Origin of the sequence: Sandarakinorhabdus sp. AAP62, assembly GCF_000331225.1 — a bacterium.
Lineage (GTDB): Bacteria > Pseudomonadota > Alphaproteobacteria > Sphingomonadales > Sphingomonadaceae > Sandarakinorhabdus.
The window spans coordinates 207,525-234,423 of the sequence record NZ_ANFY01000007.1; the positions used below are offsets into that span (position 1 = coordinate 207,525).

General features: G+C 64.5%; 26 protein-coding genes. 8 read left to right on the forward strand and 18 right to left on the reverse strand.

Features of this window, described 5'->3' with window-relative positions; all coding sequences use genetic code 11:
* Positions 1-38: 38 nt before the first annotated feature.
* From D619_RS0107450 to D619_RS0107460, 3 genes are all read left to right on the forward strand, one after another.
* Complete coding sequence (locus D619_RS0107450; RefSeq protein ID WP_017667951.1) at positions 39-1,181, forward strand: acyl-CoA dehydrogenase family protein; 1,143 nt, start codon at positions 39-41, stop codon at positions 1,179-1,181.
* Positions 1,182-1,247: 66 nt separating this feature from the next.
* On the forward strand, positions 1,248-1,574 hold the full coding sequence (locus tag D619_RS0107455; RefSeq protein ID WP_017667952.1) for a hypothetical protein: 327 nt from the start codon (positions 1,248-1,250) through the stop codon (positions 1,572-1,574).
* A 93-nt stretch (positions 1,575-1,667) separates the two neighbouring features.
* Complete coding sequence (locus D619_RS0107460; RefSeq protein ID WP_017667953.1) at positions 1,668-2,765, forward strand: fatty acid desaturase; 1,098 nt, start codon at positions 1,668-1,670, stop codon at positions 2,763-2,765.
* Positions 2,766-2,917: 152 nt separating this feature from the next.
* Here D619_RS0107460 and D619_RS0107465 read toward each other — a convergent pair whose 3' ends face one another.
* The 11 genes from D619_RS0107465 to D619_RS0107515 all read right to left on the reverse strand — a co-directional run bounded on the left by D619_RS0107465 (position 2,918) and on the right by D619_RS0107515 (position 14,731).
* A complete protein-coding gene (locus tag D619_RS0107465) occupies positions 2,918-4,648 on the reverse strand; it encodes an NAD(P)/FAD-dependent oxidoreductase (RefSeq protein ID WP_017667954.1) in 1,731 nt (576 codons plus the stop codon).
* 185 nt (positions 4,649-4,833) lie between these two features.
* Positions 4,834-5,955, reverse strand: coding sequence for a photosynthetic reaction center cytochrome PufC (gene pufC / locus D619_RS0107470; protein ID WP_017667955.1), 1,122 nt, complete (start codon positions 5,953-5,955; stop codon positions 4,834-4,836).
* On the reverse strand, positions 5,952-6,923 hold the full coding sequence (gene pufM, locus D619_RS0107475) for a photosynthetic reaction center subunit M (protein WP_017667956.1): 972 nt from the start codon (positions 6,921-6,923) through the stop codon (positions 5,952-5,954). The genes pufC and pufM overlap by 4 nt, the downstream gene beginning before the upstream one ends.
* A 15-nt stretch (positions 6,924-6,938) precedes the next feature.
* Positions 6,939-7,763: a photosynthetic reaction center subunit L gene (gene pufL, locus D619_RS0107480; RefSeq protein WP_017667957.1), complete on the reverse strand. Its 825-nt coding sequence runs from the start codon at positions 7,761-7,763 to the stop codon at positions 6,939-6,941.
* Positions 7,764-7,900: 137 nt separating this feature from the next.
* Positions 7,901-8,080 (reverse strand): light-harvesting antenna LH1, alpha subunit, encoded by a 180-nt coding sequence (gene pufA / locus D619_RS0107485; protein ID WP_017667958.1) that lies wholly within the window; start codon positions 8,078-8,080, stop codon positions 7,901-7,903.
* Between the two features lie 12 nt (positions 8,081-8,092).
* On the reverse strand, positions 8,093-8,323 hold the full coding sequence (gene pufB / locus D619_RS17610; RefSeq protein ID WP_017667959.1) for a light-harvesting antenna LH1, beta subunit: 231 nt from the start codon (positions 8,321-8,323) through the stop codon (positions 8,093-8,095).
* Positions 8,324-8,510: 187 nt separating this feature from the next.
* Complete coding sequence (bchZ, locus tag D619_RS0107495) at positions 8,511-9,959, reverse strand: chlorophyllide a reductase subunit Z (protein ID WP_017667960.1); 1,449 nt, start codon at positions 9,957-9,959, stop codon at positions 8,511-8,513.
* Between the two features lie 4 nt (positions 9,960-9,963).
* Positions 9,964-11,463 carry a chlorophyllide a reductase subunit Y gene (gene bchY, locus D619_RS0107500; protein WP_017667961.1) on the reverse strand — a complete coding sequence of 500 codons (1,500 nt, stop codon included), beginning with the start codon at positions 11,461-11,463 and terminating at the stop codon, positions 9,964-9,966.
* A complete protein-coding gene (locus tag D619_RS0107505; RefSeq protein ID WP_017667962.1) occupies positions 11,456-12,451 on the reverse strand; it encodes a chlorophyllide a reductase iron protein subunit X in 996 nt (331 codons plus the stop codon). Before D619_RS0107505 ends, bchY begins: the two co-directional genes overlap by 8 nt.
* Positions 12,448-13,380, reverse strand: a complete 933-nt coding sequence (gene bchC / locus D619_RS0107510) for a chlorophyll synthesis pathway protein BchC (RefSeq protein ID WP_017667963.1) — start codon at positions 13,378-13,380, stop codon at positions 12,448-12,450. The genes D619_RS0107505 and bchC overlap by 4 nt, the downstream gene beginning before the upstream one ends.
* Positions 13,381-13,558: 178 nt before the next feature.
* The gene (locus tag D619_RS0107515) at positions 13,559-14,731 is read right to left on the reverse strand and encodes a methyltransferase (RefSeq protein ID WP_017667964.1); all 1,173 of its coding nucleotides are present in this window, start codon (positions 14,729-14,731) and stop codon (positions 13,559-13,561) included.
* 98 nt (positions 14,732-14,829) lie between these two features.
* Between D619_RS0107515 and crtD the strand changes: the two genes are divergently transcribed.
* Both crtD and D619_RS0107525 read left to right on the forward strand, forming a co-directional pair.
* On the forward strand, positions 14,830-16,404 hold the full coding sequence (gene crtD, locus D619_RS0107520; protein ID WP_017667965.1) for a 1-hydroxycarotenoid 3,4-desaturase CrtD: 1,575 nt from the start codon (positions 14,830-14,832) through the stop codon (positions 16,402-16,404).
* A 122-nt stretch (positions 16,405-16,526) separates the two neighbouring features.
* Entirely contained in the window at positions 16,527-17,237 is a 711-nt protein-coding gene (locus D619_RS0107525; RefSeq protein WP_017667966.1) for a hypothetical protein, read from the forward strand.
* 1,321 nt (positions 17,238-18,558) lie between these two features.
* On the opposite strand, the gene D619_RS17230 is transcribed toward D619_RS0107525, so the two are convergent.
* The 4 genes from D619_RS17230 to D619_RS0107550 form a co-directional block, all read right to left on the reverse strand.
* The gene (locus tag D619_RS17230; RefSeq protein WP_017667967.1) at positions 18,559-18,918 is read right to left on the reverse strand and encodes a helix-turn-helix transcriptional regulator; all 360 of its coding nucleotides are present in this window, start codon (positions 18,916-18,918) and stop codon (positions 18,559-18,561) included.
* A 559-nt stretch (positions 18,919-19,477) separates the two neighbouring features.
* Entirely contained in the window at positions 19,478-19,609 is a 132-nt protein-coding gene (locus D619_RS18420) for a hypothetical protein (RefSeq protein WP_017667968.1), read from the reverse strand.
* Between the two features lies 1 nt (position 19,610).
* Positions 19,611-19,742: a hypothetical protein gene (locus tag D619_RS18425; RefSeq protein WP_017667969.1), complete on the reverse strand. Its 132-nt coding sequence runs from the start codon at positions 19,740-19,742 to the stop codon at positions 19,611-19,613.
* Between the two features lie 57 nt (positions 19,743-19,799).
* Positions 19,800-20,666, reverse strand: a complete 867-nt coding sequence (locus tag D619_RS0107550; protein WP_017667970.1) for an enoyl-CoA hydratase-related protein — start codon at positions 20,664-20,666, stop codon at positions 19,800-19,802.
* Positions 20,667-20,746: 80 nt separating this feature from the next.
* Between D619_RS0107550 and D619_RS17235 the strand changes: the two genes are divergently transcribed.
* Together D619_RS17235 and D619_RS0107560 are read left to right on the forward strand one after the other, a co-directional pair.
* Complete coding sequence (locus D619_RS17235) at positions 20,747-21,469, forward strand: VOC family protein (RefSeq protein ID WP_017667971.1); 723 nt, start codon at positions 20,747-20,749, stop codon at positions 21,467-21,469.
* On the forward strand, positions 21,466-22,284 hold the full coding sequence (locus D619_RS0107560) for an enoyl-CoA hydratase-related protein (protein ID WP_017667972.1): 819 nt from the start codon (positions 21,466-21,468) through the stop codon (positions 22,282-22,284). Before D619_RS17235 ends, D619_RS0107560 begins: the two co-directional genes overlap by 4 nt.
* Here D619_RS0107560 and bchO read toward each other — a convergent pair.
* Genes bchO through bchI form a run of 3 tightly spaced genes read right to left on the reverse strand, consistent with a single transcriptional unit; the run spans position 22,281 to position 25,965 of the window.
* Entirely contained in the window at positions 22,281-23,159 is an 879-nt protein-coding gene (gene bchO / locus D619_RS0107565; protein WP_017667973.1) for an alpha/beta fold hydrolase BchO, read from the reverse strand. The two genes, D619_RS0107560 and bchO, sit on opposite strands and share 4 nt — an antisense overlap.
* The gene (locus D619_RS0107570; RefSeq protein WP_017667974.1) at positions 23,159-24,940 is read right to left on the reverse strand and encodes a magnesium chelatase subunit D; all 1,782 of its coding nucleotides are present in this window, start codon (positions 24,938-24,940) and stop codon (positions 23,159-23,161) included. The genes bchO and D619_RS0107570 overlap by 1 nt, the downstream gene beginning before the upstream one ends.
* On the reverse strand, positions 24,937-25,965 hold the full coding sequence (bchI, locus tag D619_RS0107575) for a magnesium chelatase ATPase subunit I (protein ID WP_017667975.1): 1,029 nt from the start codon (positions 25,963-25,965) through the stop codon (positions 24,937-24,939). Before bchI ends, D619_RS0107570 begins: the two co-directional genes overlap by 4 nt.
* A 149-nt stretch (positions 25,966-26,114) precedes the next feature.
* Between bchI and D619_RS0107580 the strand changes: the two genes are divergently transcribed.
* Positions 26,115-26,822 (forward strand): PEPxxWA-CTERM sorting domain-containing protein, encoded by a 708-nt coding sequence (locus D619_RS0107580; protein ID WP_017667976.1) that lies wholly within the window; start codon positions 26,115-26,117, stop codon positions 26,820-26,822.
* Positions 26,823-26,899 lie beyond the last annotated feature (77 nt).

Genomic DNA, 26,899 nt, shown 5'->3' on the forward strand with positions numbered 1-26,899 from the left:
ATAAACAGGGCAGCAACGACGCAATCCCGGAGAAAACCATGCTCGAAACCGCCGATCGCCGCGTGTACGGCCCCGATGAAACCGCCTTTCGCGATACGGTGCGCAAGGTATTCGAAAAGGAACTGATCCCCAATCTCGACCGCTTCGAGGAAGAGGGGCTGGTGTCCCGCGATTTCTGGCGCGCCTGCGGTGATGCCGGGATGCTGTGCCCCGGCGTGCCCGAAGAATATGGCGGGCTGGGCCTCGATTTCCGTTACAACGCCATTATCGATGAAGAACTGGCCTATGCCGGTTCGTCGGCCGGCATCACCCTGCAATCCGATATTGTCGCCGATTATCTGGTCGCCTATGGCAGCCCGGAGCAGAAGGCCAAATATCTGCCGAAGATGATTTCGGGCGAAGTGATCACCGCCATCGCCATGACTGAACCCGGCGCCGGTTCCGACCTGCAGGGCATCAAGACCACCGCCCGCAAGGACGGCAATCACTATGTGATCAACGGCAGCAAAACCTATATCACCAACGGCCAGAACGCCGATCTGATCATCGTTGTCGCCAAGACCGATCCGGAAAAGGGCGCCAAGGGCACCAGCCTGATCCTGGTGGAGGCTGACCGTGAAGGCTTTGCCCGCGGCCGCAACCTCGACAAGATCGGTCAGAACAGCGCCGACACATCAGAACTGTTCTTCAACGATGTGCGCGTGCCAATGACCAACTGTCTTGGCGAGGAAAACAAGGGCTTCATCTACCTGATGAGCCAGCTGCCGCAGGAGCGTCTGTCCATCGCCATCTCCGCCCAGGCCGGTGCCCAACGCGCCTTTGATGAAGCGGTGAAGTTCGTGAAGGAACGCAAGGCGTTCGGCAAGACGGTGTGGGATTTCCAGAACACCCAGTTCACCCTGGCCGGCCTGAAGACCGAATTGCAGGTGGGCTGGGCCCATATCGATTGGGGCCTGCAGAAACTGATCGAAGGCAAGCTGACCGACGCCGAAGCCAGCGCTGCCAAGCTGTGGCACACCGAACTGCAGGGCCGCGTGTGCGATGAAGCGCTGCAGCTGCACGGCGGCGCCGGTTACATGAATGAATATCCCATCGCCCGCCTGTGGCGCGACGCGCGCGTGCAGCGGATTTACGGCGGGACGAGCGAGATCATGAAGCTGGTGGTGTCGCGGACGATTTGAATATCAGTTCCGAATGCGACAGCTGGCCACGGATACAAAGCCACAACCTGATGGGCAGGTTTGGGGATGATCAACAGTCTGCAATTCGCGATTCTGGCGTTTGGACTGGTGTGCATTTCTGTTTCATTGTCGGGAGTTTGGGCCGTCCGGCACGCACAGCATCTGCGCTTTAAACCGCTGTGGTATCTGGCATCGCTGTTCGGTTTTATCGGCATCGGCCTCAATTGGACGCAGCCGGAGGATCTTGTGCTGCTGTTTGGTATCAATGGCCCCGTCGTCAACGTGTATTCGCCAAACGGTAGCGGGGTTTGGCTGGTGAAGGTTCTGTTTCCGGTTGGGGCCGCGTTCGCTTTGTGGCGCGCGCGCCAGCCCTTGTCGCCACCAGACCCATAGGGGGCACTGCGCCAGCGACTGCGGCGTTTCCCAGACTGGCCCTGCCCGCTTTCTGCCCTTAACCGGTCGCAATCTTCTGCGATAAGCGATCCCATGATGACTGCAACTGCCGCCCGTTTTGCCGAAACCGCCCCCAGCCCGCGTGAAAGCGCCGGCTCGATGGCTGGTGAAGACGTGGCGATGATCAAGCTGGCTGCCACGCTGGGCCGCGAACTGGGCGCGTACAAGCCCGCCATCTATTGGGTGGATACGCTGGCTTCGGCCACGCTGGGCTGGGGCGCGCTGGCGGCGTTGATCTTCGCGCCCAGCCTGCCCGTGGCCGCCACGGCTGCGCTGGCGGTGGTGGCCGTGCTGGCGCTGTATCGACTGGGCAGCTTCATCCATGAAATCACCCACATGAAGGATGATTCGGTGCCGGGCTATCGCCTGGGCTGGAACCTTGTGGCCGGTATCCCGCTGATGATCCCCAGCTTCATGTATGAAGGCGTCCACAATCTGCACCACGCCCGCAACCGCTACGGCACGGTGCGTGATCCCGAATATATGGCCCTCGCCTTGAAGCCCAAGATCAGCGTGCCGCTGTTCGTGATGGTGGCGGCACTGGGGCCGATCGGCCTGATCATCCGCTGGGGCCTGCTGGCGCCGCTGTCGCTGCTGAAGCCGGTGCGCGATTTCGTGCGGGCGCGCTTTTCGGCGCTCTCCATCAATCCCGATTTCCGCCGTGATCCACCCGCCGGGCCGGCCGCCGCACGCTGGAACGTGATGGAGGTGGCGACCTCCGTCTTCGTCATTGCCGTGCTCGCCGCCGTCGCCGCCGGCCTTGTCCCGCTGCGCGCCTTTGGCATCTGGCTGGCCGTGCTGTCGGCGAGCATGGTGATCAACCAGATCCGCACGCTGGCCGCGCATCTGTGGGAGAATGACGGCAAGGTGATGAGCATCACCGATCAGTATCTCGACAGCGTGAACGTACCGCCGCCGGCGCTGCTGCCCGAACTGTGGGCACCGGTGGGCCTGCGCTATCACGCGCTGCACCATCTGCTGCCCAGCGTGCCCTATCACGCCCTGCCCGCCGCACACCGCCGGCTGGTGGCGGAACTGCCGGCGAACAGCAGCTATCACGGCGGCAACCACCCGACGCTGGCCGGCGTCATCGCCCGGCTGTGGGCGAGCGCGGGCACGGCGCGGGCCTGATTGGAAGGACCAAGGAGAAGGGCCTCCGGCGGGCAGGCCTGAGGCCTGCACCCGTTTGATTCATTGGCTCACATGCGTCGCCAGGCGCGCGCCAAACGAAAGTGGGTCCAGGGCCTCAGGCCCTGGCCGCCGGAGGCCTCTTTACCTTGCTCTCAAACCCGGCCGTGGTCCTGCATCCACTTCATCACGCGGCCCATCGCCATTTCCATCAGGTGCGGCGCCATGTTTTCGGGCGGCGGCGGCAGGCTTTCGAAGGCCCGGCTTTCGTGCAGCACCTGGTCACCGCGGGCGATCACAAAGCCTTCCCAGCCCTTGTCGGCTACCGTGTTGCAGATGCCGGTATAGACATCGAGCCCGCCGGTATAGGCCATGAAACGGCGCGGTTTGCCCGGCACGTTGGCGCCCATGTACCAGCTGTTGGTCTGGGTGAAGAGCGTCATCGCGGCCATCTGGTCGCAATGGTCGGTCCAGGTCTGTTCGGCTTCGCGGCTGGCTTCGATGCGGCCGGCCTGGCTGGCGTTCAGGTGGGCGATGATGCGGGCGACATAATCCACATGCTGTTCGATGCTGTTGATCATGTTGGTCAGCACGGAAGGGCTGCCCGGGCCGGTGATCAGGAACAGATTGGGGAAGCCGGCGACCATCAGGCCGAGATAAGTTTCCGGGCCGGCGGCCCAATGCTCCTTGATCGTTTCGCCGTTTACCCCGCGGATATCGACCCGTTCGATGGCGCCGGTCATCGCGTCGAAACCAGTGGCCAGCACGACGGCATCGAAATCGAAGCTGTGATCCCTGGTCCTGATGCCGGTGGCCGTGAACGTCTCCAGCGGATCGGCGCGCAGATCGATCAGCTCGACATTGTCGCGGTTGTAGGTGGCGTAATAATTGGTGTCCACGCACGGCCGCTTGGTGCCGAACGGGTGATCCTTGGGCGTCAGCATGTCGGCGACCCTGGGATCCTTCACCTGCTCGCGGATCTTGCCGGCGATGAAATCGGCAATGATCTTGTTGGCGGCCGGATCGATGGCTTGATCGACATAGCCGCTCAGGATGCGAAACCCGCCCCAGGCCCAGCGCCGTTCCAGTTCGGCCTTGATGTCTTCGGGCGCGGTCTGGGTGGCCAGCGCATCCTCGCTGGCGTCGTTCCAGAAGCCGCCGGCGGTGGCGCGGGACCGGGCCCGGAAGGCGCGCGGATCGGCCAGCCATTCCTGGAAATCCGCTTCGGGGATCGGGCCGTTGTGCGCCGGCGTCGAATAATTGGGCGTGCGCTGGAACACGGTGAGATGCGCGGCGGATTCGGCGATGATCGGGATGGACTGGATCGCCGACGATCCGGTGCCGATGATGCCCACCCGCTGGCCGCTGAAATCCACGCCCTCGTGCGGCCATTTCGACGTGCGGTAGATGGTGCCCTGATAATCCGCGATGCCGGGGAAGGTGACATCGGTGGGCACCGAGAGGCAGCCGGTGGCCATCACCACGAAGCGGGTCGGGATCACCTCGCCATTGTCGAGCGTAACGTTCCAGCCATCGGCCTTGGCGTCCCAGTGCGCGGCGGTCACGCGTGTCTTGAAGCTGATGTCCTTCTTCAGGTCAAAGCGGTCGGCGACGTGGTTGGCATAGGCCAGCAGTTCCGGCTGCGGCGCATAGCGTTCCGACCAGCGCCATTCCTTCTCCAGCCCTTCATCAAAGCCATAGCTGTAATCCAGGCTCTGGATATCGACGCGCGCGCCGGGATAGCGGTTCCAGTACCAGGTGCCGCCAACGCCGCTGCCGGCCTCGATCACACGGGTTTTAAGGCCCTGCTCCCGGCATTTCAGCAGCATGTACATGCCGGAAAAACCGGCGCCGACAATCAGCACATCCAGACGGTCCGCCATCATCTTCTCCCCAATGCTGCGGCCCCTCCCCAGGGGCATGACCACTTCACGCTAGCACGACCCGACCGCCGGCAAAGCTGGGAATATTGGGTGCGACAGCTGCGGGCTGCAAACGAAACAGGCCCCGGCGTCGTTGGACGCCGGGGCCTGCCCCCTGCTTGATGCAGACACACCTGCTGCGGGTCAACTCAAGCGGCGGGCTTCACAGCCTCCGCCGCCGCAGCGGTATCGGTCGGCGCCGGAGCGGCGGCCACGACCGGGGCCGGAGCGGCCACGGGCGCAGCGCCCTTCAGCGCCGGATAATCCTTCAACATCTTCGCACCACCCAGCGGCTTGTTCAAGCCCTGGTGGCAGGTGGCGCAGTTCACCTTCAGCGGATCGCCATGCGGGCCACGGCGGTTGGCCGGCCACACGTCACCCAATGCGGTGATGTAGTTGTTGTTGATGTCGCGCACCATGCGGATGCCGTACCAGGCATTCACACGCTGCGGCCGGCTGTCTTCCCACTTCGCGAAGTTGTTCGAGTTGTGGCAGAAGGTGCAGTTCACGCCCAGGCCCTGGCTCATGTGCATCATGAGGCCATAGGTCTTTTCGGTGGACTGGATGGCAGCCTTGCTGGCGGCGGTCGGGAACTCCTTGCCGCCCACGCGGATATTGTCCTTGCCGGCCAGATAGCCGGTGAACGGATCAAAGTTCAGCGAGGCATAGGCCACGGATTGCGCCGGCGTGTTGCCGCCATATTTCTTGCCGGTGATCTTGCCCGGTTCCGGCAGCGCGGTGGACCAGTTGTTCACCGGCACCGGATTGCCACGGTGGCAGGTCCAGCAGGTGACGCCGGCATTGTCCTGCCCATCACCTTGACCTGCGAAGTGCGGCTTCCAGTTGGCGTTGATGTTCTGCGTCATCTGCAACATCTTGCGGGCCACGACCTTGGTGTATTTCTCGTCCGAGGCCATGTTTTCCGGATTGTGGCAATAGGTGCAGCCGGCATCCTTGATGTTCGAACCATCCGGGGCAACCCAGGTGGTCATCGCCTGCATCAGATAGTTGAACTCGTCCACCGAGACATTGCCCAGCACGGGCACATTCTCGTAGGCCGTGCTCGCCCGATCTCCTGCCAGCATTTCCGTCGTCAGTTCATAGGGCGGTGCAGGAATGTCACCCACCTTGGCCTTGCTGTCCGGATCATTGATCTGGACCATGGCGGTGCCGCGGAAGCCAACTTGCTCCTGCTCCTTCGAGCCGAGCTCGCAACCCGCCAGCAGCAGGGCCGGCAGAGCGATGGCGACAAGCTTGTTCAGCGTCTTCATTGCGGTGCTCCCGGAAGGGTGGCGGGATCAACGACACCGGTGGCCGGATATTCGCGGGCAAAGCCGTGATCGACCGCCCACAGGAACCAGTTGTCGACAACCGTGCCGGTGAGCAGGATGCCGATGCCGCCGGTCAGCGTCGTCAGCACCGCAAACCACCAGGCCCAGCGGTGGATCGACTCCATCGTGGCGTTCCAGCCCATGGTCCAGCGCCAGAACAGCGCTGCACGTTCGGACGCGGTGCCGCGATCGGTGATCTGTTCGATTTCACGTTCACCGCCGTAACGGCCCACCGCCAGGATGGTCGCGCCGTGCATGGCGAACAGCAGCGTCGAACCATAAAGGAAGGCGATGCTGAGCGCGTGGAACGGGTTGTAGAACAGATTGCCGTAGCGGATCGAGAAGGCTGCCGTCCAATCGAGGTGCGGGAAGATGCCGAACGGCACCGCTTCGGCCCAGCTGCCCATCATCATCGGGCGGATGAAGCCGAGCACCAGGTAGAGCCAGATCGCCGAGGCAAAGGCCCAGGCCACGTGGGTGCCCATGCCCAGTTCCTTGGCGCGCACGTAGGTGCGGGCCCACCACAGCAGGATGGCGGCGGTGAGGAAGCCCCCGGCCGCGATCCACCAGCCGCCTTCTGCCAGCGGCACGTTGAAGGTGAAGCCATATTTGGCGGGCGGCGGTTCAAGCGCGAGCCAGAAGAACTGGCGCACGAACTGGATGGGATCCCAGTTCACCGAAGCCGCCATGTTGAGACCCATGATCTCGATGGCGATGAAGCCGCAAAGCAGCGAGGCCAGGCCGAGCTTGCCGAGGTAGACGGGACCAATCTGGGCACCGCCCAGCTTGCCCATCAGCCACGACGTGCCGAACGGACCGAAGCGGGCGTCGTTGTCCGGGCCCAGCGGCACGCCTGCTTCCAGCTCACCGCGGAGCTGAACCTGCGTGAAGATGTTCTGATAAGCCATGGTGCGTGTCCGTCCTCAACGCCAGATCGGCAGGTTGAGCCACCAGGTCCACCATTCCGGCCAACCACGTGACCAGAAGGGACCCGAAATGATGATGCACACCGCGCTCCAGAAGCCGGCATTCATCGCCAGCAGCAGGCCCACACGGTGAATGCCCAGCGTGCCGACCGAATAACCGATCAGATCGCGGAAGAACGTATCTTCATATTCCGGCGACTTCACCGTTTCACCGGGCGCCGGGTTGACCGCCGACAGCACCAGCGCGCCATGCAAGCCAAGCGCCAGGGTGGTGGTGAAGAAGAAGCTCACCGCCAGCATGTGGGCCGGGTTATAATGGAAATGCAGATACTGATAGCCGGTGTTCGACACCCAATCGAGGTGGGGGAAGATGCCGTAAGGGAAACCATAGCCCCAGGCGCCCATCAGCAGCGGGCGGAATACCACCAGCGTGACATAGGCAAAGATCGCCATGCCGAAGGCGGCGGGCACGTGATAGCCGATGCCGAGCTTGCGGCAGATCTCGACCTCGCGCAGGGCCCAGCTGACGAAGGCACCGATCGCGCAGATCGTGACGATCTGCCAGAGACCGCCTTCCTTCAGCGGCGCCAGCTTCAGCCCATAGCTGATATCCGGCGGCGCAATGTTGATCAGCCAGGGATTCCAGGTGTCGCCGATGGCCGCACCATAGATGATGAGTGCCGTTCCCAGGGCAGCGAAGAAGGCCGTCGTGACTCCGAAGAAGCCGACGTAAAAGGGTCCAACCCAGAAATCGAAGAGGTCACCGCCGATCAGCGTGCCCCCGCGAACGCGATATTTTCGTTCAAAACTCAACACTGCCATGGCGCACCTCCCTCAATATGCCGCATGCCATCAACTGCCGGCGGAACGGGCCAAGTGGTGGGTGCGGATGGGCGGGCGGCGGAACCTGCCCGCCCATCGCGCGCTTGACCGGATCAGCCCGGGCAGCCTGACTGATGTCAGGCGGCCTGAGTCGATTCCGCGATCGCCGCTGCAGCCTTGGGCTCGGCGCCGTCCAACCAGTTGTACCGGTCGGTGCTGAGCAGGATGAAGTGGATCAGGATGGCCAGCGTGAAGAGGAAGACCGCCAGGGCGGTCAGGATGCGCTGCGGGTTGAACGTTTGCCAGATCTTCCACATTGTCGTCGCTCCTTAAGCGTGGGGCGCAGCGACGCTGGAAGCGTCAGCCTGCTGGATCTGGTGGATTTCCACGGCCGCATACGGACGCTTCGAGCCGAACCAGGGGCGCCAGACCCAAACCAGCCAGTGGGCGATCACAGCCACGATCACGAAGAACGCCATCGACACGACGAAGCCCTTGTGGAACTCCCGTGCTTCGGCGTCGGTCAGGTAGGTACCCGGACCAATCTTGTTGTCACTCATGCCTTTTCCTCCGATGGTTCCGCCGCACACGACCAATAGGGCCGTGTCCGACCGGCGGCTTCGCGGCGTAGGATGATTCCACCGCAAAGAGATTGAGACTGTGTCAGATTGTCTCTGCGACAGTCTATGCCTGACCTTGCCAGCAAGGCAAGTGAATTGCAGCTTGAATTGAGGGCGATAGCGCCGATCATGCCGCCTGAGCCTCATAAAGGCGCACGGCAGAGCGCAAGCGGTCCACAGTTACCAACTTTTCCCCCGCATCCCGCGCCGCGCGCTCTGCGGCATCCCGCAAGCGCTTGGCCGCAGAGATGCGTACCAGCACGGGTTCCTTGTCAACAATCCGATCCAGTTCCGAACGGGCATCGTCTTCCCAGGCCACGGCTTCCAGCAGGCGCGACGGAGTCGCGTCGGCCTTATCCATCATGGTGGACAGCGGCAGAATGAAGAACAATGCGTCGAACAGCGCGTTGCACACTTCCTGCATGATCCACGTGCAACCGGCATAACCCATGAACGGCGTACCGGTGTGACGGCGGATGGCGGCGCCGGGGAAGCTGGCGTTGATGTAGATGGAGCGGCTGTTCGATTCCGCCATGTACATGCGTTCGTTGTAGCTGCCGAACACGATCAGCGGGCTCGACGTGGCAATCGCCTGTTTCACCGCTTCATTGTCGGGCTTCACGCCGGCGTTGCGCTGGAAGGAAAACACGCAGGGCATGCCCATATCGTCTTCCAGGAACACCTTCATGCCGCGGGCATAGGTTTCCGTCGCCACGATGCCGAAGCTGGCGGTGGCAAAGAAATCCTGGGTGACCGAGCGCCACAGATCCCACAGCGGCTTGATGGTGGTGTGCTTTTCCTTCTCGATGAAGGGTTCCGGGTCCACCCCGGTCAGCTCACCCAGCTTGCGCAGGAAGGCGGTGGTGCTGTTCAGGCCGATGGGTGCCTGCAGATAGGGCCGCTCCAGCGTCTCGCACAGGTTGCGGCCCCATTCGCGGTACATGCACACGTTCACCGAGGCATCGGCGAGGCGGCGGATATCGGCGAGGTGGGTGCCCAGCGGGAACACCATGTTCACCTCGCAGCCCACGCCTTCGATCAGGCGGCGGATTTCCGCCAGGTCCGATGGCATGTTGAAGGTGCCATATTGCGGCCCGATGATGTTGACGAGCGGCTTCTCGCCCTCCTTGCGCACCTTGGGCGCCGGCATCTTCTTCGGCCCGAATTCCTTCCACAGCCAGGTCAAGGCGCGGTCGGCAGACTGCCACTGATCTTCATCGATGGTGCGCGGCAGGAAGCGGACGATGCTGGTGCCTTCCGGCGTCACGCCGCCGCCGATCATTTCGGCGATGGAGCCGGTGACGACCACCGAGGGCAGCGCCGGATCGAGCGTCTTCCACGCCCGCTTCATGGCGCCTTCGGTGCCGGTCTTGCCCAGCTCTTCCTCGGCCAGGCCGGTGACGACGATGGGCAGTTCGTGCGGCGGCAGGCCATCGGTATAATGCAGCACCGAGGTAACCGGCAGGTTCTCGCAACCCACCGGGCCGTCGATGACCACCTGCAGACCCTTCACCGAGGTGAAGCTGTAGACAGCGCCCCAATAACCGCCCGCGCGATCGTGATCCAACACCAACATCGCGTCAGTTCCCGATCGCTTCGCTCGCCTTGGCGGCGGCGATCATCTTGCCTGCGAACTTCTTCTTGAACTCCGGGCGGTCCTGCGGAACGTCTTCCCAGATGCCAGCGGCATGGCCTTCGCCAACGCCCTGGAAGAAGTCCTTCATCATGTCGAAACGGCCCTTGTTGCCAAGCGCGCCGTTGATCACCTGGGCCAGGCTGCCTGCGCCCGCCGGGCCCATCAGCGGCCGCGCCGAGATGAGGTTGGTGAAATACAGGCCGGGGATGGCGCGCGTCTTGGCGTGCTGCACCACCGGCGTGGTGCCGATCGACAGGTCGGGGTGGAATTCCTCCACCGCCGCAATGTCCTGTTCCAGGCTGGCGCGATACTGGATGCGGGTGCCGCGGGCTTCCAGCCATTCGCGATCCGGATCCGACCATTTGGTGCGCGGGCAGGCGGTGCCGACATAGGGCACTTCGGCCCCCGATTCGATCAGCAGGCGCGCCACCAGCAGTTCGGAACCTTCATAGCCCGAAACCGTGATGCGGCCCTTGATCGGCTTGGCCGAAAGCGCGCCGGTGATCGCCGGCAGCCACTTGTTCTGCGCGGCGGCGACCTTGTCGGCAGAGAGGCCGAAGGCATCGCCGATGGCGGCAAGCCAGGCGGCGGTGCCATCACGGCCGACCGGCGCCGAACCGACGATGGTGCGGCCTGCCGCTTCGAATTCGCGCACGGCGGCGGTGTAGAAGGGATGGATGGCCGCCACCACCGGCGAGGCCAGCGCCGCATAAAGCTCACGCCATTCGCGGGTGGGCACGACGGGGCCAGCGGTGAGGCCCATCGGTTCCAGCAACATCGAAATGCCCACGGGGTCTGCCGGGAACATCTCACCGAGCAGCGTCACAGTCGGCTTGTCGGGCATCACGGCAGGCGCCGCCACCGGGCCGGCCATGATTTCCTCGCGGGCATATTTCAGCATCGCGCCGGCCAGCACGTCCTTGGCCTCGGCATGGGTCGGCACGCCGAAACCCGGCACGTCGATGCCGATGATGCGAACGCCGTTGATCGAATCCGGCAGCAACTGCAGCGGCACGCCCGAAGCGGTCGGCACGCACAAATTGGTCACCACGATCGTGTCGTATTTCTCCGGATCAGCCTGCAAGTGCACGGCTTCGCGGATATCCTCGAACAATTTGCCGGTAACCAGCGTTTCCGAATTGAACGGCACATAGCCCACCGTGCGCCGCGCCCCATAGAAGTGCGACGTGAAGGTGAGACCATAGACGCAGCAGGCCGAGCCGGACAGGATGGTCGCGGTGCGACGCATGCGCAGTCCGACGCGCAACGACCCGAAGGCCGGGCACATGGATTGCGGCTGGTCGTGCGGGCCCTTCGGATAATCGGCCGCGTAACGCTCCAGCACTTCCGATTTGCCGGCCTTGGCGGCGGCATCGCGCATGGTGTCGGCGCCGGCGTGGCAGCCGGCCCCTTCCTCGGGAGGAACCGCCAGTTCCTCAGACATTGTCGTACACCACTTCCAGGCTCGGCTTCGTCTCATAGACGCCGCCGCGCATGTCGGCCTGGGTGGCCGGCTTCAGGGTGAAGTTGCCGCCGGTATCTTCCGGCTTGAACAGGCCGAGCAGGCCGTCCTGATCGAGCGGGGTCGGCCGCACCGGCGGCGCGGTTTCGACCGCCGTCGCCAGTTCGGCAAACAGCGGGCCCCACTGGCTCTCGTGGGTGCCGATGATCTGATAATTGGCGCTCTTCTTGCGGATATCCTCGTGCGCCGGGATGCTCACCAGCACCGGAATGCCCACGGCCTTGGCAAAGGCCTGAGCTTCGCCCGAACCATCATCCTTGTTGATCAATATGCCAGCGACGCCAACGTTGCCGCCCATCTTGCGGAAATATTCCACCGCCTTGCAGACATTGTTGGCGACATAGAGCGACTGCAGATCGTTCGAGCCGACGACGATCACCTTCTGGCACATGTCACGGGCGATCGGCAGACCGAAGCCGCCGCACACCACGTCGCCGAGGAAATCGAGCAGCACATAATCGAAGCCCCAATCGTGGAAGCCCAGCTTCTCGATGGTTTCAAAGCCGTGGATGATGCCGCGACCGCCGCAGCCACGACCCACTTCCGGGCCGCCCAGTTCCATGGCGAACACGCCGTCGCGCTGGAAGCAGACATCCTCGATGCTCAGCTCCTCGCCCGAAAGCTTCTTCCTGGAGCTGGTTTCGATGATCGTCGGGGTGGCCTTGCCGCCAAACAGCAGACTGGTGGTGTCGCTCTTGGGGTCGCAGCCGATCAGCAGCACGCGCTTGCCCTGCTGCGCCATCATGTAGGACAGGTTGGCGAGCGCGAAGCTCTTGCCCGAACCACCCTTGCCATAGATGGCGATGATCTGGGTTTCCTTGGTGATCTCACCGGTGTGAACGGGGTCAGGTTCGATCGCGGCTTCCTCCCGGAGAGCGGCGACCTGATCGAGAAGGCTGTTGATGCTCATGCGATATCTCTCCAGTCGAAGACCATCTTGAGACAATTGGGGTCCGAAAAGGCCTGACCATAAGCGGTCGGGGCCTCCGTTGCCGGCACCTTGTGCGTCACAAGGCCCTCGAGTGACAGCCTACCGCTGCCCACCAGCGCGAGCGAAGTCGCGAGGTCGTCAGGCTGGAACTCAGTGGCAATGCGTATGCGAAGCTCACGCCGGAACGCTGGCGCGAAGTTGAACGACAGCGGATCGCTGTAGAAGCCGGCCAGCACGATCTCGCCCCCACGCGCCATATGCATGACGGTCTGGTCGATCACGCGGTGGTCACCGCTGGCGTCGTAGACCGAGCGGTAATCCCGCCGCTCGTCGGTCTCGGGCCTGACCACCCGATATCCCTCTGCGCCCGCCATGCGGGCATCATTGATTTCCCACACCGTCGGCTCCACGCCGGCCGCCAGCGCGATGCGCGCCAGCAGGCGGCCGAGCACGCCGTGGCCGATGATCAGATCCGGCATCTCGCCGCCCGCCACCGCATGCTGGGCAGTGGCCGCCAGGCTCATCAGCACGGCCTTTTCGTGGAGATCGGCCGGCAGCGGAATCACCCGCGCCGCGCCAGTGATCAGCATCTTGGCCTGGCCGCCGAACAGCCCGCGCGCGCCTTCGAATTTCGAGGAACCGGGCACGAAGACCGTCTTGCCGATCATCGCGGCGGCATTTTCACCGGCGTCCACCACCGTGCCGACCGCTTCATATCCGGGAACCAACGGATATCCCATGCCGGGGAACATCGGCATGCTGCCGTTGTACATCAGCTTTTCCGTGCCCATGGAAATGCCTGAAAAGTCGATCGACACCACCACGTCATCGGCTTGGCAAGGCGTGAGCGCGAGCGAGCGCAGCGCAACGCGCTCCGGCTCCTCCACCACCACGGCCAATGTTTCCATTCAACCAACCCCTCGTGGAACTCGGTCAGCCTTGCCCCGCTGATCCGTCCCAAATTCGCCGGCATTTATCCAAAGCGTCATGCGGCTGTAAAGCGCACATGACAGTTCGGAAAGCAAAAAATTGGACGGGCTTGGTCGTCTTTAAGCTTGACGCAACAGGCAAACGCCGTTCTGCCGCTCAGCGCTGGGCGACAAGCAGCCGGGTGACCATCGGCAGCGCCGTGGCCACCTCGCGGGCGTTGCCGAATCCGGCTTCGGCCAGCAGCGCCAGATAGGCCGCCACGTCACGCGGTCGGCCCGACCCCATCGCCCACAGATAGAGGCCGAAATAGGCATCGCCCATCACTTCGGCGCCCATCGTGCCGGCCATCGGTTCGGCCAGCAGCAGGCGGCCGCCCAGCGGCAGCGCGGCATGGGCCTTGCGCAGCAGCGCGCGCACCACATCATCATCATGATCGTGGCAGATGCGCACCAGGCTGATCACATCAGCCCCCTGTGGCAGCGGATCATCGCGGAAACTGCCGCCGTGCAGCGACACGTGGGAAAGCCCCCGCGCCGCCAGCTTGGCCTTCGCGCCTTCGACGACAGCCGGAAGATCGAACAATTTCAAGCTCAGCCGCGGGTGACGCTGCGCCACTTCGGCCAGAAAGGCGCCGTGGCCACCGCCCACATCCATCAGGCAGGTGTGCCGGCTGAAATCATAGGCATCCAGCACCTGTTCGGCCACCATCGGCTGGCTGGCCGCCATCAATGCCGAGTAAGGCGCGACTGACCCCCCATCGCCCTCGCTGCCGCCGCCTTGCCAGCTTGCCGCATCGGCCGCCGCCGGCAGCCCCTTCCCGGCTGCCGGGGCATAGGTCCAGAACGCCGCCAGCTTGCCCTGCCCGCGCCCGCCTTTCAGCATGGCGATGGGATCGGCCAGATCATCATAGAAGATCTTGTGATGTTCGATCATCGCCAGCGCGCCCTGGTTGGTCGAAAGTGCCGCGCCGCGCTGGCCCAGCACCCACAGATCGGGGGCCGCCAGCTCCACCAGGTCAATCGCTTTCGCCGCGCCCAGCAGCCGCTGCATGGCCTCCTGCGACAGCCCGGCGCCCTGCGCCAGCGCGGCAGTGCTGGCCGGACCATCACTCAGGCGGCGAATCACCCCGGCATCAACGGTCGCGGTGAGCGCCTTGGTCTGCACGAAACCGGTGATCACCGCGAACATGGCATTGGCGTGATAGCGCGCCGTGCGCCGCATCAACGGGTTGCGCATGGCAAAACGCTGAAAGCCCGGATTGGCCAGCATCCGGTTGCGGGCATTGAGCCAGCGCAGCTTCCATCCCGGAGAGGCAGTGTTTTCAGCCATGTGCCCCACAAGCTCGTGTCAAACGGTCTGGACAGTCGCTGCCCAAAGGTCAATCATGACCCCTATGGTCAGGTTTAGCTGCCAGACCTTAACGACTGATGATTCGGAAGATCGATTTGGCAGGCCCTGACAGCGTTGTCATCATCGGAGCCGGCATGGCGGGCCTGTCGGCCGCCGTGCTGCTGGCCGCGCGTGGGGTGCCTGTCACCGTGGTGGAGCGCATGGGCACCCCCGGCGGCAAGCTGCGCACCGTTGATGTCGGCGGCATGCCCGTCGATGCCGGCCCCACTGTTTTCACACACCGCCCGGTGTTTGAACGCATCTTCGCCGATGCCGGCACCACGCTCGACGCGCATCTGACGCTGCACAAATCCGATCGCCTTGCGCGCCACGCCTGGCAGGATGGCAGCAGCCTTGATCTGTGGGCCGATCACGCCCGCAGCCGCGACGCCGTCGCCCAGTTCGCCGGCGCGGCGGAGGCGGAGGGCTGGACGCGCTTTCAAGCCGAATCCGCTCGCATCTGGAACGCGCTGGAAACCCGCTTCATGGAAAGCCCGGCGATGGGCCCCATCGGGCTTTCCTTGAAATACGCCCCCTTCCACCTGCACGAGATGTTCGCGATCAACCCGTTCGCAACGCTGTGGAAGACGCTGGGCAAATATTTCCGCGATCCGCGCCTGCACCAGCTTTATGGCCGCTATGCCACCTACACCGGCGCTGATCCCTTCCAGGCCACCGCCACGCTGATGCTGATCGCCCATCTGGAGGCGCGCGGCGTCTGGCTGGTGGAAGGCGGCATGCACGAAGTCGCCCGCCAGATGGCGCTGCTCGCCGAGCGGCTGGGCGCCAAGTTCCATTACAACGCCCACGTGGCGGAAATTCTCGTCCGCAATGGCCGCGCCGCCGGGGTAAAGCTCGCCAGCGGCGAGGAAATCCCCGCCCGCGATGTCCTCTCCAACAGCGACATTTCCGCCCTCGCCGATGGCCGGTTCGGTGCCGCCGCCTCGGGGGCCGTCACCGGCGTCAAACCCCACGAACGCTCGCTCTCCGCCCTCGTCACCATGATGACGGCAGACTGCTCCGGCTTCGAGATGGACCGGCACAACGTCTTCTTCTCCACCGATTATGCCGCCGAATTCCGGGACATTTTCGCACGATCCCGCCTGCCCACGGAACCCAGCATCTATATCTGCGCGCAGGATCGTGGCATCGGCAAACCGCCCGATGGCCCCGAACGCCTGCAACTCATCGTCAACGCCCCGCCCACCGGCGACGGCAGCCCACCAACGCCAGAGGAGATGGAACAATGTCAGACAGCAACGCTGGCGGTCCTCGCCCGGTGCGGGCTGACACTGAAACCCAAGGCAATGGTGCCAGTGGGCCCAGCGATGTTCGAGGCGCTTTTCCCTTCGAGCGGTGGGGCCCTTTATGGTCGGGCCTCGCACGGGTGGCAGGCCAGCTTCCGCCGGCCTGGCAGCAAGACGAAGCTGCCCGGGCTCTGGGTCGCCAGTGGTTCGGCGCACCCGGGAGCGGGCGTGCCGATGGCGGCCTTGTCCGGCCGCTTGGCGAGCGCAGCGATCCTTCAGGCCCGCGCTTCGATCAGGACGTTGCACCCGGTGGCTACCGCTGGTGGTATGTCGACGCCGAAAGCGACTGCGGGCAGTATGGGCTGACGATCATCGCCTTCATCGGCTCGGTCTTCTCCCCCTATTACAAGGCCGCCGGCCGCGACGCTCCGGAGGATCATGTCTCCCTGAACGTCGCGCTCTACGGCAAGGGCTGCCGCCGCTGGGCGATGACCGAGCGCGGCACCGGCGCCCTGTTCCGTGATCGCGCCACGCTGCGCATCGGCCCCAGCCAGCTACGCTGGGATGGCGCCACGCTGGTCATCGATATCGAGGAAGAATGCGCCGTGCTGCCCATGAAGGTGCGCGGGCAGGTGCGGGTGACGCCGCAAGTCTATGGCCAGCGCCGGTTCCGGCTTGATCCCGGCGGCAAGCATGTGTGGGAACCGATTGGCCCGTGCGCGCAGGTGGAAGCCACCTTCACCAACCCCGATATCAAATGGGCCGGCACCGGCTATCTGGATGCCAATCACGGCAGCGAATCACTGGAAGACGGCTTTGCCGATTGGCAGTGGAGCCGGGCCCATCTGAAGGATGGCTCCACCGCGGTGATGTACGAAGGCCAGCTGAAAGACGGCGCCGATTTCGGCATGGCCCTGCGCATCACGCCCGATGGCCAGGCCGAAGTGATGGAAATGCCCGCCCCCGTGGTGCTGCCCAAAACCGCCTGGCGCCTTGACCGCATGACCCGCGCCGACGCCGGCTACACCGCCCGCATCCGCGCCACCTGGGAAGACACGCCCTTCTACAGCCGCACCGCCCTCGCCACCCGCCTGTGGGGGGAGGATGTGGTGGCCGTGCACGAATCGCTCAACATGCGGCGGTTCGATACGGGGGCGGTGCAGTGGATGCTGCCATGGCGGATGCCGCGGAAGGTGTGAGGGGGGGGCATTTTCTAAGCCATAGTCTCTGGCGCTTGCATCTTGAGTAATCTGCATAGCCTTCAGGAAGCAGCCTTCAATCGCTTAGCTAACCTGCCCGGCGCGTCGGTTGGTTGGCGCCGGCGCCACGTCTGAGAAGACATTATCCAGACCAGATCGTTTGGTTCTGCGGAAGTGAGCAGTTTGAATTCGTCCAACACATCCGGCCTAATGCCCCAGTTGCCGTTTTTGTTTTTTTGAACGAACTCCAACCCGAACTGCCTTCGGATCAATGCGCTAGCACGGTTTTGGGAAAGCCTACCGTGACCGGTTGGGATCAAGGTTACCATAAACTGAGCAACCTCGTAGGCAGACACCTCTGGGCCGATACCAGCGGGACCGAATCCCATGGGTTGATCGCGTCCAATTTGCATAATTTGTCTCCGAGTTGTGGAGACCTCCAAGCGCCGAACCGAGGGGCCCGGTCGCAGCCGAAACTGCGACCGGGAGTAGGGGTCACTCGTCGTCAACGAGCCAGCAGAACGCGCGCTTGCCATACTGGCGAGCATAGATGCGCGTTCCGTCCGGCAGCGTCTTCCACGGGCGACACACCCACCGTTTACCACGGGGAGGTGGCGACATGGACGCCTCCGTACTTTGGCGACCCGATGATCTTTGCGTCCAGAAACTTGTCGTGTTATTACACGTGCTGCCAAGCGAAGCTTCAGGTCGCGCACCTGCACAGGGGTCGCGGTTCTGGGCAAGGTTTAAGGGGTGCTGGCCATTGGTCAGCCCCCCTTATTCGTTTTGGATACCGGCAAGAGCGGCAGCGCCAGCCTCAATACCCGTAGCCTGACGTCAGCAGCATCTCGGGACAACCCCGACCGCTGCATCAGTTCGTGAATGCTTGTGCACGCTCGGACCATCTCCCTAGGAGCGAGAAACGCGCCAGCGAAGTTATCTGCTTGCCATTCAGGGTCGACAAATGCCTTCACTTCACCCCGCGCCAGCGAAGCTGGCTTGCCAGTATGCAGCATTAAGTGACCAAATTCATGGGCCAAAGTAAATGGATACCTTGCATGTCCGGCCCTCGCAGCGTCTTAACAAGATTGGCTAATTCTAATCAAACGTTCGGTTGTGGAAGTCGTCGCTTCAGCGTCGCCCAATTCACGATCCGGAACGACTTCGTACCGAAATCCGTCCATGTGTTTCGGGAGCACGAATTCAATGAGCTTTAGCACATCGACTCTGTCGTAAAGGCTTATGCCGAGAAACGTTCGTACGGCATTGGCAAACACCTCGATGTTCTCTCGACTGAGCGGAGCGACAACCACGCGGGAATTCATTTGGCTACCCCGCGCAACAGCCTCGCGATGTTGTCTTTTGCCTCGGGAGTTAGCCGGGCAAACTCATGAGCAAGCTCCCCTGCCAAGATGCGATCTGATGCAGGTGCATTGTCCGCAACATGAATCTTGAACTCAGCCATGGAAAGCGCCGCCTGTTGACGCAATTCGACCGTGGCCTTCGCGTCCAACCCAATCAGCTGGGCTACTCGGTCGGCAAACCCCTGAGGTATCGGTTTTTTGCCGGACTCGATTTGGCTGAGATAGCTGGAACTGACATCGAGCGCGTCGGCCATAGTTCCCAAAAGCATTTCGTGCTCGATTCTGAGATGCCGAACCGCTTTGCCAAACGGGGTCATCGCGCCGATCCTTCATATCCTTGAAGCCTCCCGTAAGTCATTGGTGTCTGGTGCATAGGTATCGCCCTTTCCTATTCGTTCACTTCTTTACCACTTGGTGAAATAGTTGGCAAGGGGGTTCTTCTGCAGCGAGATCGGCGGGGGCGTGGCCGTTCATGGCCATGGCGGCTTCGATGGCCTGCACCGGATCGAGCGGGGCGATGGGCCCGGCTCTTGCCGGGGTAACGGCGAGGGGGGGCGAGTGGGTAGTGCGGCCTGTCCTACAGGGGGCAACCAGGGTTAAGGTGGCACAGCTCTTTCCACCGTCAACAGCCGCCCGGAAATCGCTGGCCCGCGTGCGCCCGCGCATGCGGAAGAATTTGTAACCTTTGTAACCTACACGGCCGAAATGGGCGGTCGGTGCCGATGCAATTTTGGCGCAAATACCCGCCCAACACACACGTCACCCCGGACTTGATCCGGGGTTAGGCTTTCTTTCTTGCGTGCCGGTTTCGATGGCCCGCGAAGGAAGCGGGGCCCCGGATCAAGTCCGGGGCAACGTGGAAAAGAAGGGGTGGGGTTAGTCGTCGGGTTTGTCCTTGTCCCCCGGCTTGTCCCGCAGCGTCCACAGCTGCCAGCCGGCGAAGGCGAGGACAGCCACCAGGCTGACCCCGCCTTCGATCAGTCCGTAATATTCAACCGGGATGTCCATCTCAGCACCGGATCGGGCCGTCCGGCCCATAGAGCGGGAACGGCGGGCGCTTGGGCGTGGGGGGCGGGTAACTGGCGAGGGCGTCCATGGCCAGCGCCGGTGCCGCCATGCCCATCCATCGCACCTTGTTCATCGCGACAATCCCCAAGCTGTTGATTGGGCGGCAGCGTGGCAACCTGATTTGCGCACGTCAATCACCCGCCGATGCCCACCACGGCACGCCCGGCGGTAGATCGGCGCTGGCCCTGCCGGGGAAGGCGGGCGAGCGCTTTTCGAGGAAGGCGGCCACGCCCTCCTTCACATCCGGACCGCTGCCGAGCGCGATATTCCAGGTCGCATCCACCGCCAGCGCGTCGTCCGGGCTGGCGGTGCTGCCCAGCCGCCACAGCATGGCGCGGGCCAGCGCGATGGCCACCGGCGCGGTGGCTTCGCTGAATTCCGCCGCAATGGCGCGGGCGCGGGGCAGCAATTCGTCTGCCGGCACCACTTCGCTCACCAGCCCACCTGCCAGCGCCTCCGATGCGTCAAAGATGCGGCCCGACAGGCACCAGCGGAGCGCTTGGCTCAGGCCAACCAGGCGCGGCAGGAACCAGGCGCTGCCGGCCTCCGGCACCAGGCCGCGACGGGCAAAGACGAAGCCGATGCGCGCGCCTTCCGCCGCGATGCGCACGTCGCACGGCAGGGTGAGGGTGATGCCAACACCCACCGCCGGGCCGTTGATGGCGGCGATGATCGGCTTTTTCGATTCGAACAGGGCGTGAATGAAGCTGTCCTCTCTGCCCCGCCGTTCTTCGCGGGCACCGAAATTGCCGGCCCCCTCGCCGGCCATGTCAAAGCTTTCCGCACCGGCCGACACGTCCGCCCCGGCGCAGAAGGCGCGGCCCGCCCCGGTGATGATGATGGCGCGAATGGCGTCATCCTCGCTCGCCGCCCTCACCGCGCGGGCCAGCGCCCGGCCCATCGCGTCGGTATAGGCGTTCAATTTTTCCGGCCGATCGAGCGTGATCAGCATCACCCCGGCTTCGTTGCTGACAGTTAGCCCATCTTGCGCCATCATCGCCTCCCCTGCCCCGGCTCGCATCCTTTGATGCTGCGCCGGAGACAGGGACGCAGCAACGACTGCTTTGGGGAGGGACCATGTTGCGCTTGCGCCAGATTGCGATGGTTGCACCGGACCTTGCACCGGTGGAGGGAGAGGTTGGCCAGATGCTGGCGGCCAACGTGTGCTATCGCGATCCCGGTGTGGGCAAATATGGCCTGCACAACGCGCTGTGGGCGCTGGGTGGCACGTTTCTGGAAGCGCTGGCGCCCGTGCAGGAAAATACGACGGCGGGCCGCTACATGGCGCGGCGCGGCGGTGCGACCGGCTATATGGTCATTCTCGACACGGATGATCTCGCCCCCGTGAGAGGCCGCCTGGCCGCGCAGGGCGTGCGGCTTGTCGAGGATCTCTCCGTTGGCGATGCCGCGCTGCACGCCACCGCCCTGCACCTGCACCCGCGCGACACCGGCGGCTGCCTGCTTTCCATCGATCATCACGGGCCCGACAGCGGCATGATGGGCAGTTACATGTGGGCCGGCAGCGCCTGGCACGCCCATGCCAATCCGGGCCTGGTGATCAGCGGCGCGGTGATGACCTGCGACGACCCGGCCACCACGGCATCACGCTGGAGTGCCATCCTCGATCGGCTCGCCGTGCCGCACGGTGCCGGCTGGCGTATCGGTCTCGACAATGCCACGCTCGATTTCATGCCAAACAATGGCCCGGCCGGCGAAGGGCTGGCCGCCATCCGCGTGACTGGCCTTGCCGCCCCGGCCCGCAGTTGCGGCCTCGATTTCCTTCCGGAGACCAACAGATGAGCTATGACACCGGCACCGAAGACCTTCTGGCCAGCGTGAGCGAGGGCGTGCTGACCCTCACCCTCAACCGCCCGGCGGCGCGCAATGCGCTGTCACGCGCCATGCTGGATGGGCTAGCACGTCTGCTGGGCGAGGCAGAGGCGGACCCCGCCATCGGCGCCATCGTCATCACGGGTGCAGGCGGGGCGTTTTGCGCTGGCGGCGACGTGAAGGGCATGGCCGCGCGCAATGAAAGCGGCGAGCCTGAACCCATCGATGTCGCCATTGCCCGCCAGCGCCGCAACCAGCGCGAAACCGCCGGGCGCCTGCACGCCATGCCCAAACCCACCATCGCTGCCATTCCCGGCGCGGCGGCCGGTGCCGGCCTGTCGATGGCGCTGGCCTGCGATCTGCGCGTGATGGCCGATACCGCCTTCATGACGACGGCCTTCGCCAGGGTCGGTTTTTCCGGCGACTATGGCGGCACCTATTTCCTCACCCGGCTGGTGGGTGCGGCCAAGGCGCGGGAGATGTATTTCCTGTCCGACCGGGTTGACGCTGCCGAGGCGCTGCGGCTGGGCCTGACCAATCGCGTGGTGCCGGCCGACGCGCTGCTGGCCGAAGCGCAGGCGCTGGCGGCGCGCTTGGCCGCCGGTCCGCGCGTGGCCTACCGCTACATGAAGGAGAATCTCAACCGGGCGTTTGCAGGCGGCGACATGGAGGATTGCCTCGATCTGGAGGCCACCCACCATGTCCACTGCGGCCTGACCGACGACCACAAGGACGCCGCCAAGGCCTTCGTCGAAAAGCGCGCGCCGGTGTTCCGGGGGCGTTAAATCACGCCCACATCACGCGCAAACTGCTCCACCAGTTGCGCGTGCCGTTCCGGCGCTTCCTCGTGGGCGAGGTGGCCCAGGCCGGGCAGGCCGTGATGTTCGACGTGGGTGCCGCGCTGGGCGAGGCGGTGGGCCACGGTGGTGGACGTGGACGGCGGCACCGTCTTGTCGCGCTCGCCGTGCAGCAACAGCACCGGGCAATGGATGCCAGCGATGCTGCGTTCGATCGTGTCCAGATCCCAGTGCGCCATCAGCGACAATGCCCCGCCGGTGTGGCTGGGATTGCGGAACAGCCGCTCGTAATAGGCCACCTGCTCGCGCGTCGAATGCGAGCCCGTCCAGCGCATCAACAGATCGGGCATCGACTGGAAGCGGGTGGAGAACGAGAAGATCGACGGCATGAACGGATTGACGAACAGCGCCTTGGCCAGCCCCGGATAGGCCTTGCCCATGCCTTCGAACGGCAGCAGCGCACCGCCCAGCGAGATGATGGCCTGCGGCTGCGCATGGCCGCCCGCTGTCAGCATGAAGGCAATGGCCGCGCCCACGCTGTGGCCCAGGATCAACGCCGGGGTCAGGTTCAGCGCCGTCAGCAAGGCCGCCAACGCCTTGGCCACATTGTCGGGATCAGGCGCCTGCATCTTCTGGGTGAAACCATGGCCGGGCAGATCGGGGATCACCAGGCGGAAATGGCTGCTGAGCAGAGGCGCCAGGCCGGCAAAGCTGTGCGTGGTCGCACCAGTGCCGTGAACCAGCAGCAGCACCGGCGCATCCTGCGGCCCGCTGACCTGCACATGCCATTTCAGCCCGCCGGCCGTGACGAACCGGCTCCATTCCTGGTGCGGCACATGACGGCCATCAATATCCCAACGCATCAAACCGCCCCACCACTTGCGGCTTTTACCGCCGCCACCACTGACTTGGCATCAACCCGCGGCAGTGTCACCAGCCGGGCGCCCATCGCATTTGCCAGTTCTGCCCCCTGCGGGCGCGGCCGCGGGCTGCAATCAATGAACACGCAGGCGACGCCGCTCAGCCGGAACGCCCGCGCCGAGGCCAGCGCCGCATCCTGCGGGCTTTGGCCAGCACTGCCGCCAACATTGGCCCGGCCATCGGTGAGCACCACCACCAGCGGCGTGCGGCCCCTGGCCTTTTCGCCTTCCGCCACCTTGCGGGCCATATCCAGCCCGGCCGCCAGCGGCGTGCCGCCGCCGCCGGCAAGCCCGGCCAGTTCCTTCTTGGCGCGCGGCAGGCTGCGGGTGGGCGGCAACGCCAGTGCGGCTTCCGTGCCGCGAAAGGCGACCAGCGCCACTTCCGCCCGCTTCACATAGGCTTCGGCAAGCAGCAGCTCAACTGCACCCTTGGCCTCGGCCAGGCGCGCAAACGCCGCCGAGCCGCTGGCATCGACGGCGAAGATGGTGGTGGATTGCGTCTGCGCCACGAAGCGCCGGATGCGCAGATCGTCGGTGCGGATGGCGAGGCGGCCATCGTCGCGAACGGGCCGGATCTTCTGCCAGGGCGCCGCCGTCTTGATCGTTTCAATCAGCGCCAGCCGCGCCCCGCGCCCGGGCATGCCAGGCCGCACCCCGGCCGGGCGGCCACTGGTGATGCTCTTCTGCTTGGCACCGGAAGAGCCGCTGGCCTTGGGCGCCTTGCCCATGGTGCCGGCGGCCAGCGCATCGAGCAGGCCGGGGGGCAGCGCGGTTTGTGCCGCGTCCAGGATCATGTCGGTCGGATCAAATGGCGGCGGTTCCGGCTGGTCCTGATCGTCGCCCTGATGGTCATCGCTCGGCGGCGGGGGGGGCGGCGGCTCTTCCGGCGGCGGCTGATCGTCCGGCTGTTCTTCGGGCGGTGGCGGCTCTTCCTCCGGCGGCGGTGGCACGCGGGTGGCGCGCGGGCCGAGCACCAGCGCCGCAGCAGCGGCCATGTCGGCCTCGCGCAATGCCTCGATGTCATCGGGCCGCGAGTGGTTTATGGCGTCGTCGGCGACGCGCGCACGCGCGTGGGCGCGGGCGACCCGCACGGCCATGATCGGCGCGCGGATGGAAGCGATGCCCAAGGCCGCGGCGGCGACGGCCAGGGCGGTTTCCGGGTCTTTCGCGATGGCACCGGGTTCAGCCAGCAATTCCAGCGGCGGTGGCGGCGCTTCGCCAGCGATCAGGGCCGCCATGTCCAGCCGCACGGCGTTCAGATCGATATGGATCGCCAGCCGATCGGCCAGGCCTTGCGGGATACGCTCGCGTTCGGCGTCTTCGGGATCGCCTTCATCGAACAGCACCAGCGGCGGGCAGCCATCATCAATGGCGGTGGCCAGGCGGGCGGCAAGGCCGGCGTTCATGCGCTCGGCCATCGGCACCACCAGCGCCTTGCCTGACGCATCGGCAAAGATGCCCGCGCGGTGGACGGGCTTGCCGCTGGCCAGCGTGGCGGTCAGGTCGAGCCCGCCATCAAGCGCTTCCGCGTCGGCACTGGCTGGCAGGCGGCGGCTGGGAATGACCAGGTTCAGCGCATCGGCCCAGGCGTCACGCACCGGGCCGGGCCGGGCGCGGAGCAGGATACCGCCGATGCCATTGCCGGCTGCCACCAGCACGTCGATCGCTGCCAGGGCCAGCGCCCAGCGTTCGCCTGACGTGTCGCCTTCCCCTGCAGGGGTCATGCCGGGATCAGCTCCGCGATGGCGCGGGTGATGCGGGCGGTGGAGCCGGTGTCGTCCAGCACATTGCGGCGCAGGCGGTGACGCAGCGCCATGGTGGCCACTTCGGCGACATGGTGCGGCTTCACATGTTTCTTGCCAGCCAGCGCCGCCTGGGCGCGCGCGGCGCGCAGCAGGGTCAGCTCGCCGCGCAGGCCATCGGCACCCACGGCTGAACAGAGTTGCGCGCCAAGGCCGAGCATCGCGTCTTCCACCTGCACGCGGGGCAGCAGCTTGCGCGCCTTGGCGATGGCTTCCAGCGTATGCTGCTCACTGTCCTGAAATTCGGCCACGAACGCGACCGGATCACGGTCAAAGCGGTCACAGCGCTTCACGATCTCGATGCGGTCGCCCAAGTCGGTGGGCGTGCGGACATCAACCGACAGGCCGAAACGGTCTAGCAGCTGCGGGCGAAGTTCGCCTTCTTCCGGGTTGCCGGAGCCGACCAGGATGAAACGCGCCGGGTGGCGGATCGAAAGCCCCTCGCGCTCCACGACATTGGTGCCCGACACGGCGACATCGAGCAGCAGATCGACGAGATGATCTTCAAGCAGGTTGATCTCGTCGATGTAGAGAAAGCCGCGATTGGCCTTGGCGAGCAGGCCGGGTTCGAAGCGCTTCTCGCCGGTGGCCAGTGCGCGTTCGAGATCGAGGCTGCCAACCACGCGATCTTCCGTGGCGCCCAGCGGCAGATCGACGAAGGGCACGGGAGATTCCTCGACCTGCTTGCCGGCGCGGTCTCGGCAGCCTTCGATGCAGGCATTGCGATCATCGGGGGCGCATTTGTAACGGCACCCGGGCACGACCTTCATGGGCGGCAGCAGACCGGCCAGCGCACGCACGGCAGTGGATTTGCCGGTGCCGCGATCGCCGAACACCATGACACCGCCCAGCCGCGGTTCCACGGCCGCCAGCAGCAGCGCCTGTTTCATTTCGGCCTGGCCAACAATGGCGGTGAACGGAAACGGGGTGCGCGCAGGGGGTGCCATGGCTCTCGCATTAGGCGGCAAGCGCGGGGCCATCAAGTGTTCTGGCAAACCGCTGCCTTCGCTCTTGTGATAACCGGTTTACGAATACGAAATGATTTGCTAAGAAATGAATGAGTGTTTGTTGTTTCGTTAACAGTAGGGCGTTTGTAATGTATCGTTTCGTGCAGTGTGCGGCCGTTGCCGCAATGATGCTGGCTGGTTCGGCCCAGGCGACAAACCTGGTGCAGAATGGCAGCTTTGAGAGCGGTCTGGCCAATTGGACCATCGGCGGTGCCGACAATGGCAGCACCAAATATCCGCCCGCCGCGATCTTCTACAACAGCGCGTCCGCCTATCCGATTGGCGCCTTTGGTGAAGCCGTCACCCCTGATAACAGCGTCAGCGCCAGCCCGGATGCCGTCGGCAGCCGCGCCGCCTATTTCGTGTCGGATTTCGCCGTCAACCAGAGCCTGTCGCAGAGCATCTTCCTGGCGTCTGGCGTCTACAAGATCGGTTTTTCGGCCTATGCGCCGCTCAATGGCTTTCGCAACGCCGGTGACGCCACGTTCAGCGGTGCGATTGCGGGCGTACAGCTGGCCAATTATGCGGTGAGCGAGGGTCAGCCGCGTGTGTGGCAGGCTTTTTCCGCCGAAAAGACCGTGAACAGCGGCAGCCTGTTCGACATCAGCTTTGTCTTCAACACCAACCGTTTCCCATCCAAGGACGTGGTGATTGATCGGGTGTTCATCACCCGCATCGGCGACGTGACCACCAACGCGGTTCCGGAACCGTCGAGCTGGGCCATGCTGCTCGCCGGCTTTGGCCTGGTTGGCCTGATGAGCCGCCGCTCCAAACGCGTCACCGTGGTCGCGGCCTGAACCGCGCCGCCTGGGCAAGGAAAAACCCCGCAGTGCCGATGGGCATTGCGGGGTTTCCTTTTGGCAGATTCTTCGGG

Coding starts and splice junctions, on each gene's coding strand:
- bchC (WP_017667963.1), bottom strand. CDS start 13,380: ATGGAAACATTGGCCGTGGTGGTGGAGGAGCCGGAGCGCGTTGCGCTG.
- crtD (WP_017667965.1), top strand. CDS start 14,830: ATGATTCGGAAGATCGATTTGGCAGGCCCTGACAGCGTTGTCATCATC.
- D619_RS0107505 (WP_017667962.1), bottom strand. CDS start 12,451: ATGAGCATCAACAGCCTTCTCGATCAGGTCGCCGCTCTCCGGGAGGAA.
- D619_RS0107570 (WP_017667974.1), bottom strand. CDS start 24,940: ATGACCCCTGCAGGGGAAGGCGACACGTCAGGCGAACGCTGGGCGCTG.
- D619_RS17230 (WP_017667967.1), bottom strand. CDS start 18,918: ATGACCCCGTTTGGCAAAGCGGTTCGGCATCTCAGAATCGAGCACGAA.
- pufM (WP_017667956.1), bottom strand. CDS start 6,923: ATGGCTTATCAGAACATCTTCACGCAGGTTCAGCTCCGCGGTGAGCTG.
- bchI (WP_017667975.1), bottom strand. CDS start 25,965: ATGGCACCCCCTGCGCGCACCCCGTTTCCGTTCACCGCCATTGTTGGC.
- bchZ (WP_017667960.1), bottom strand. CDS start 9,959: ATGTTGGTGTTGGATCACGATCGCGCGGGCGGTTATTGGGGCGCTGTC.
- pufA (WP_017667958.1), bottom strand. CDS start 8,080: ATGTGGAAGATCTGGCAAACGTTCAACCCGCAGCGCATCCTGACCGCC.
- pufC (WP_017667955.1), bottom strand. CDS start 5,955: ATGAAGACGCTGAACAAGCTTGTCGCCATCGCTCTGCCGGCCCTGCTG.
- pufL (WP_017667957.1), bottom strand. CDS start 7,763: ATGGCAGTGTTGAGTTTTGAACGAAAATATCGCGTTCGCGGGGGCACG.
- bchO (WP_017667973.1), bottom strand. CDS start 23,159: ATGCGTTGGGATATTGATGGCCGTCATGTGCCGCACCAGGAATGGAGC.
- D619_RS18420 (WP_017667968.1), bottom strand. CDS start 19,609: ATGGACATCCCGGTTGAATATTACGGACTGATCGAAGGCGGGGTCAGC.
- pufB (WP_017667959.1), bottom strand. CDS start 8,323: ATGAGTGACAACAAGATTGGTCCGGGTACCTACCTGACCGACGCCGAA.
- D619_RS0107525 (WP_017667966.1), top strand. CDS start 16,527: ATGACCGAGCGCGGCACCGGCGCCCTGTTCCGTGATCGCGCCACGCTG.
- D619_RS0107580 (WP_017667976.1), top strand. CDS start 26,115: ATGTATCGTTTCGTGCAGTGTGCGGCCGTTGCCGCAATGATGCTGGCT.
- D619_RS18425 (WP_017667969.1), bottom strand. CDS start 19,742: ATGAACAAGGTGCGATGGATGGGCATGGCGGCACCGGCGCTGGCCATG.
- D619_RS17235 (WP_017667971.1), top strand. CDS start 20,747: ATGTTGCGCTTGCGCCAGATTGCGATGGTTGCACCGGACCTTGCACCG.
- bchY (WP_017667961.1), bottom strand. CDS start 11,463: ATGTCTGAGGAACTGGCGGTTCCTCCCGAGGAAGGGGCCGGCTGCCAC.
- D619_RS0107515 (WP_017667964.1), bottom strand. CDS start 14,731: ATGGCTGAAAACACTGCCTCTCCGGGATGGAAGCTGCGCTGGCTCAAT.
- D619_RS0107550 (WP_017667970.1), bottom strand. CDS start 20,666: ATGATGGCGCAAGATGGGCTAACTGTCAGCAACGAAGCCGGGGTGATG.
- D619_RS0107560 (WP_017667972.1), top strand. CDS start 21,466: ATGAGCTATGACACCGGCACCGAAGACCTTCTGGCCAGCGTGAGCGAG.
- D619_RS0107465 (WP_017667954.1), bottom strand. CDS start 4,648: ATGATGGCGGACCGTCTGGATGTGCTGATTGTCGGCGCCGGTTTTTCC.
- D619_RS0107450 (WP_017667951.1), top strand. CDS start 39: ATGCTCGAAACCGCCGATCGCCGCGTGTACGGCCCCGATGAAACCGCC.
- D619_RS0107460 (WP_017667953.1), top strand. CDS start 1,668: ATGATGACTGCAACTGCCGCCCGTTTTGCCGAAACCGCCCCCAGCCCG.
- D619_RS0107455 (WP_017667952.1), top strand. CDS start 1,248: ATGATCAACAGTCTGCAATTCGCGATTCTGGCGTTTGGACTGGTGTGC.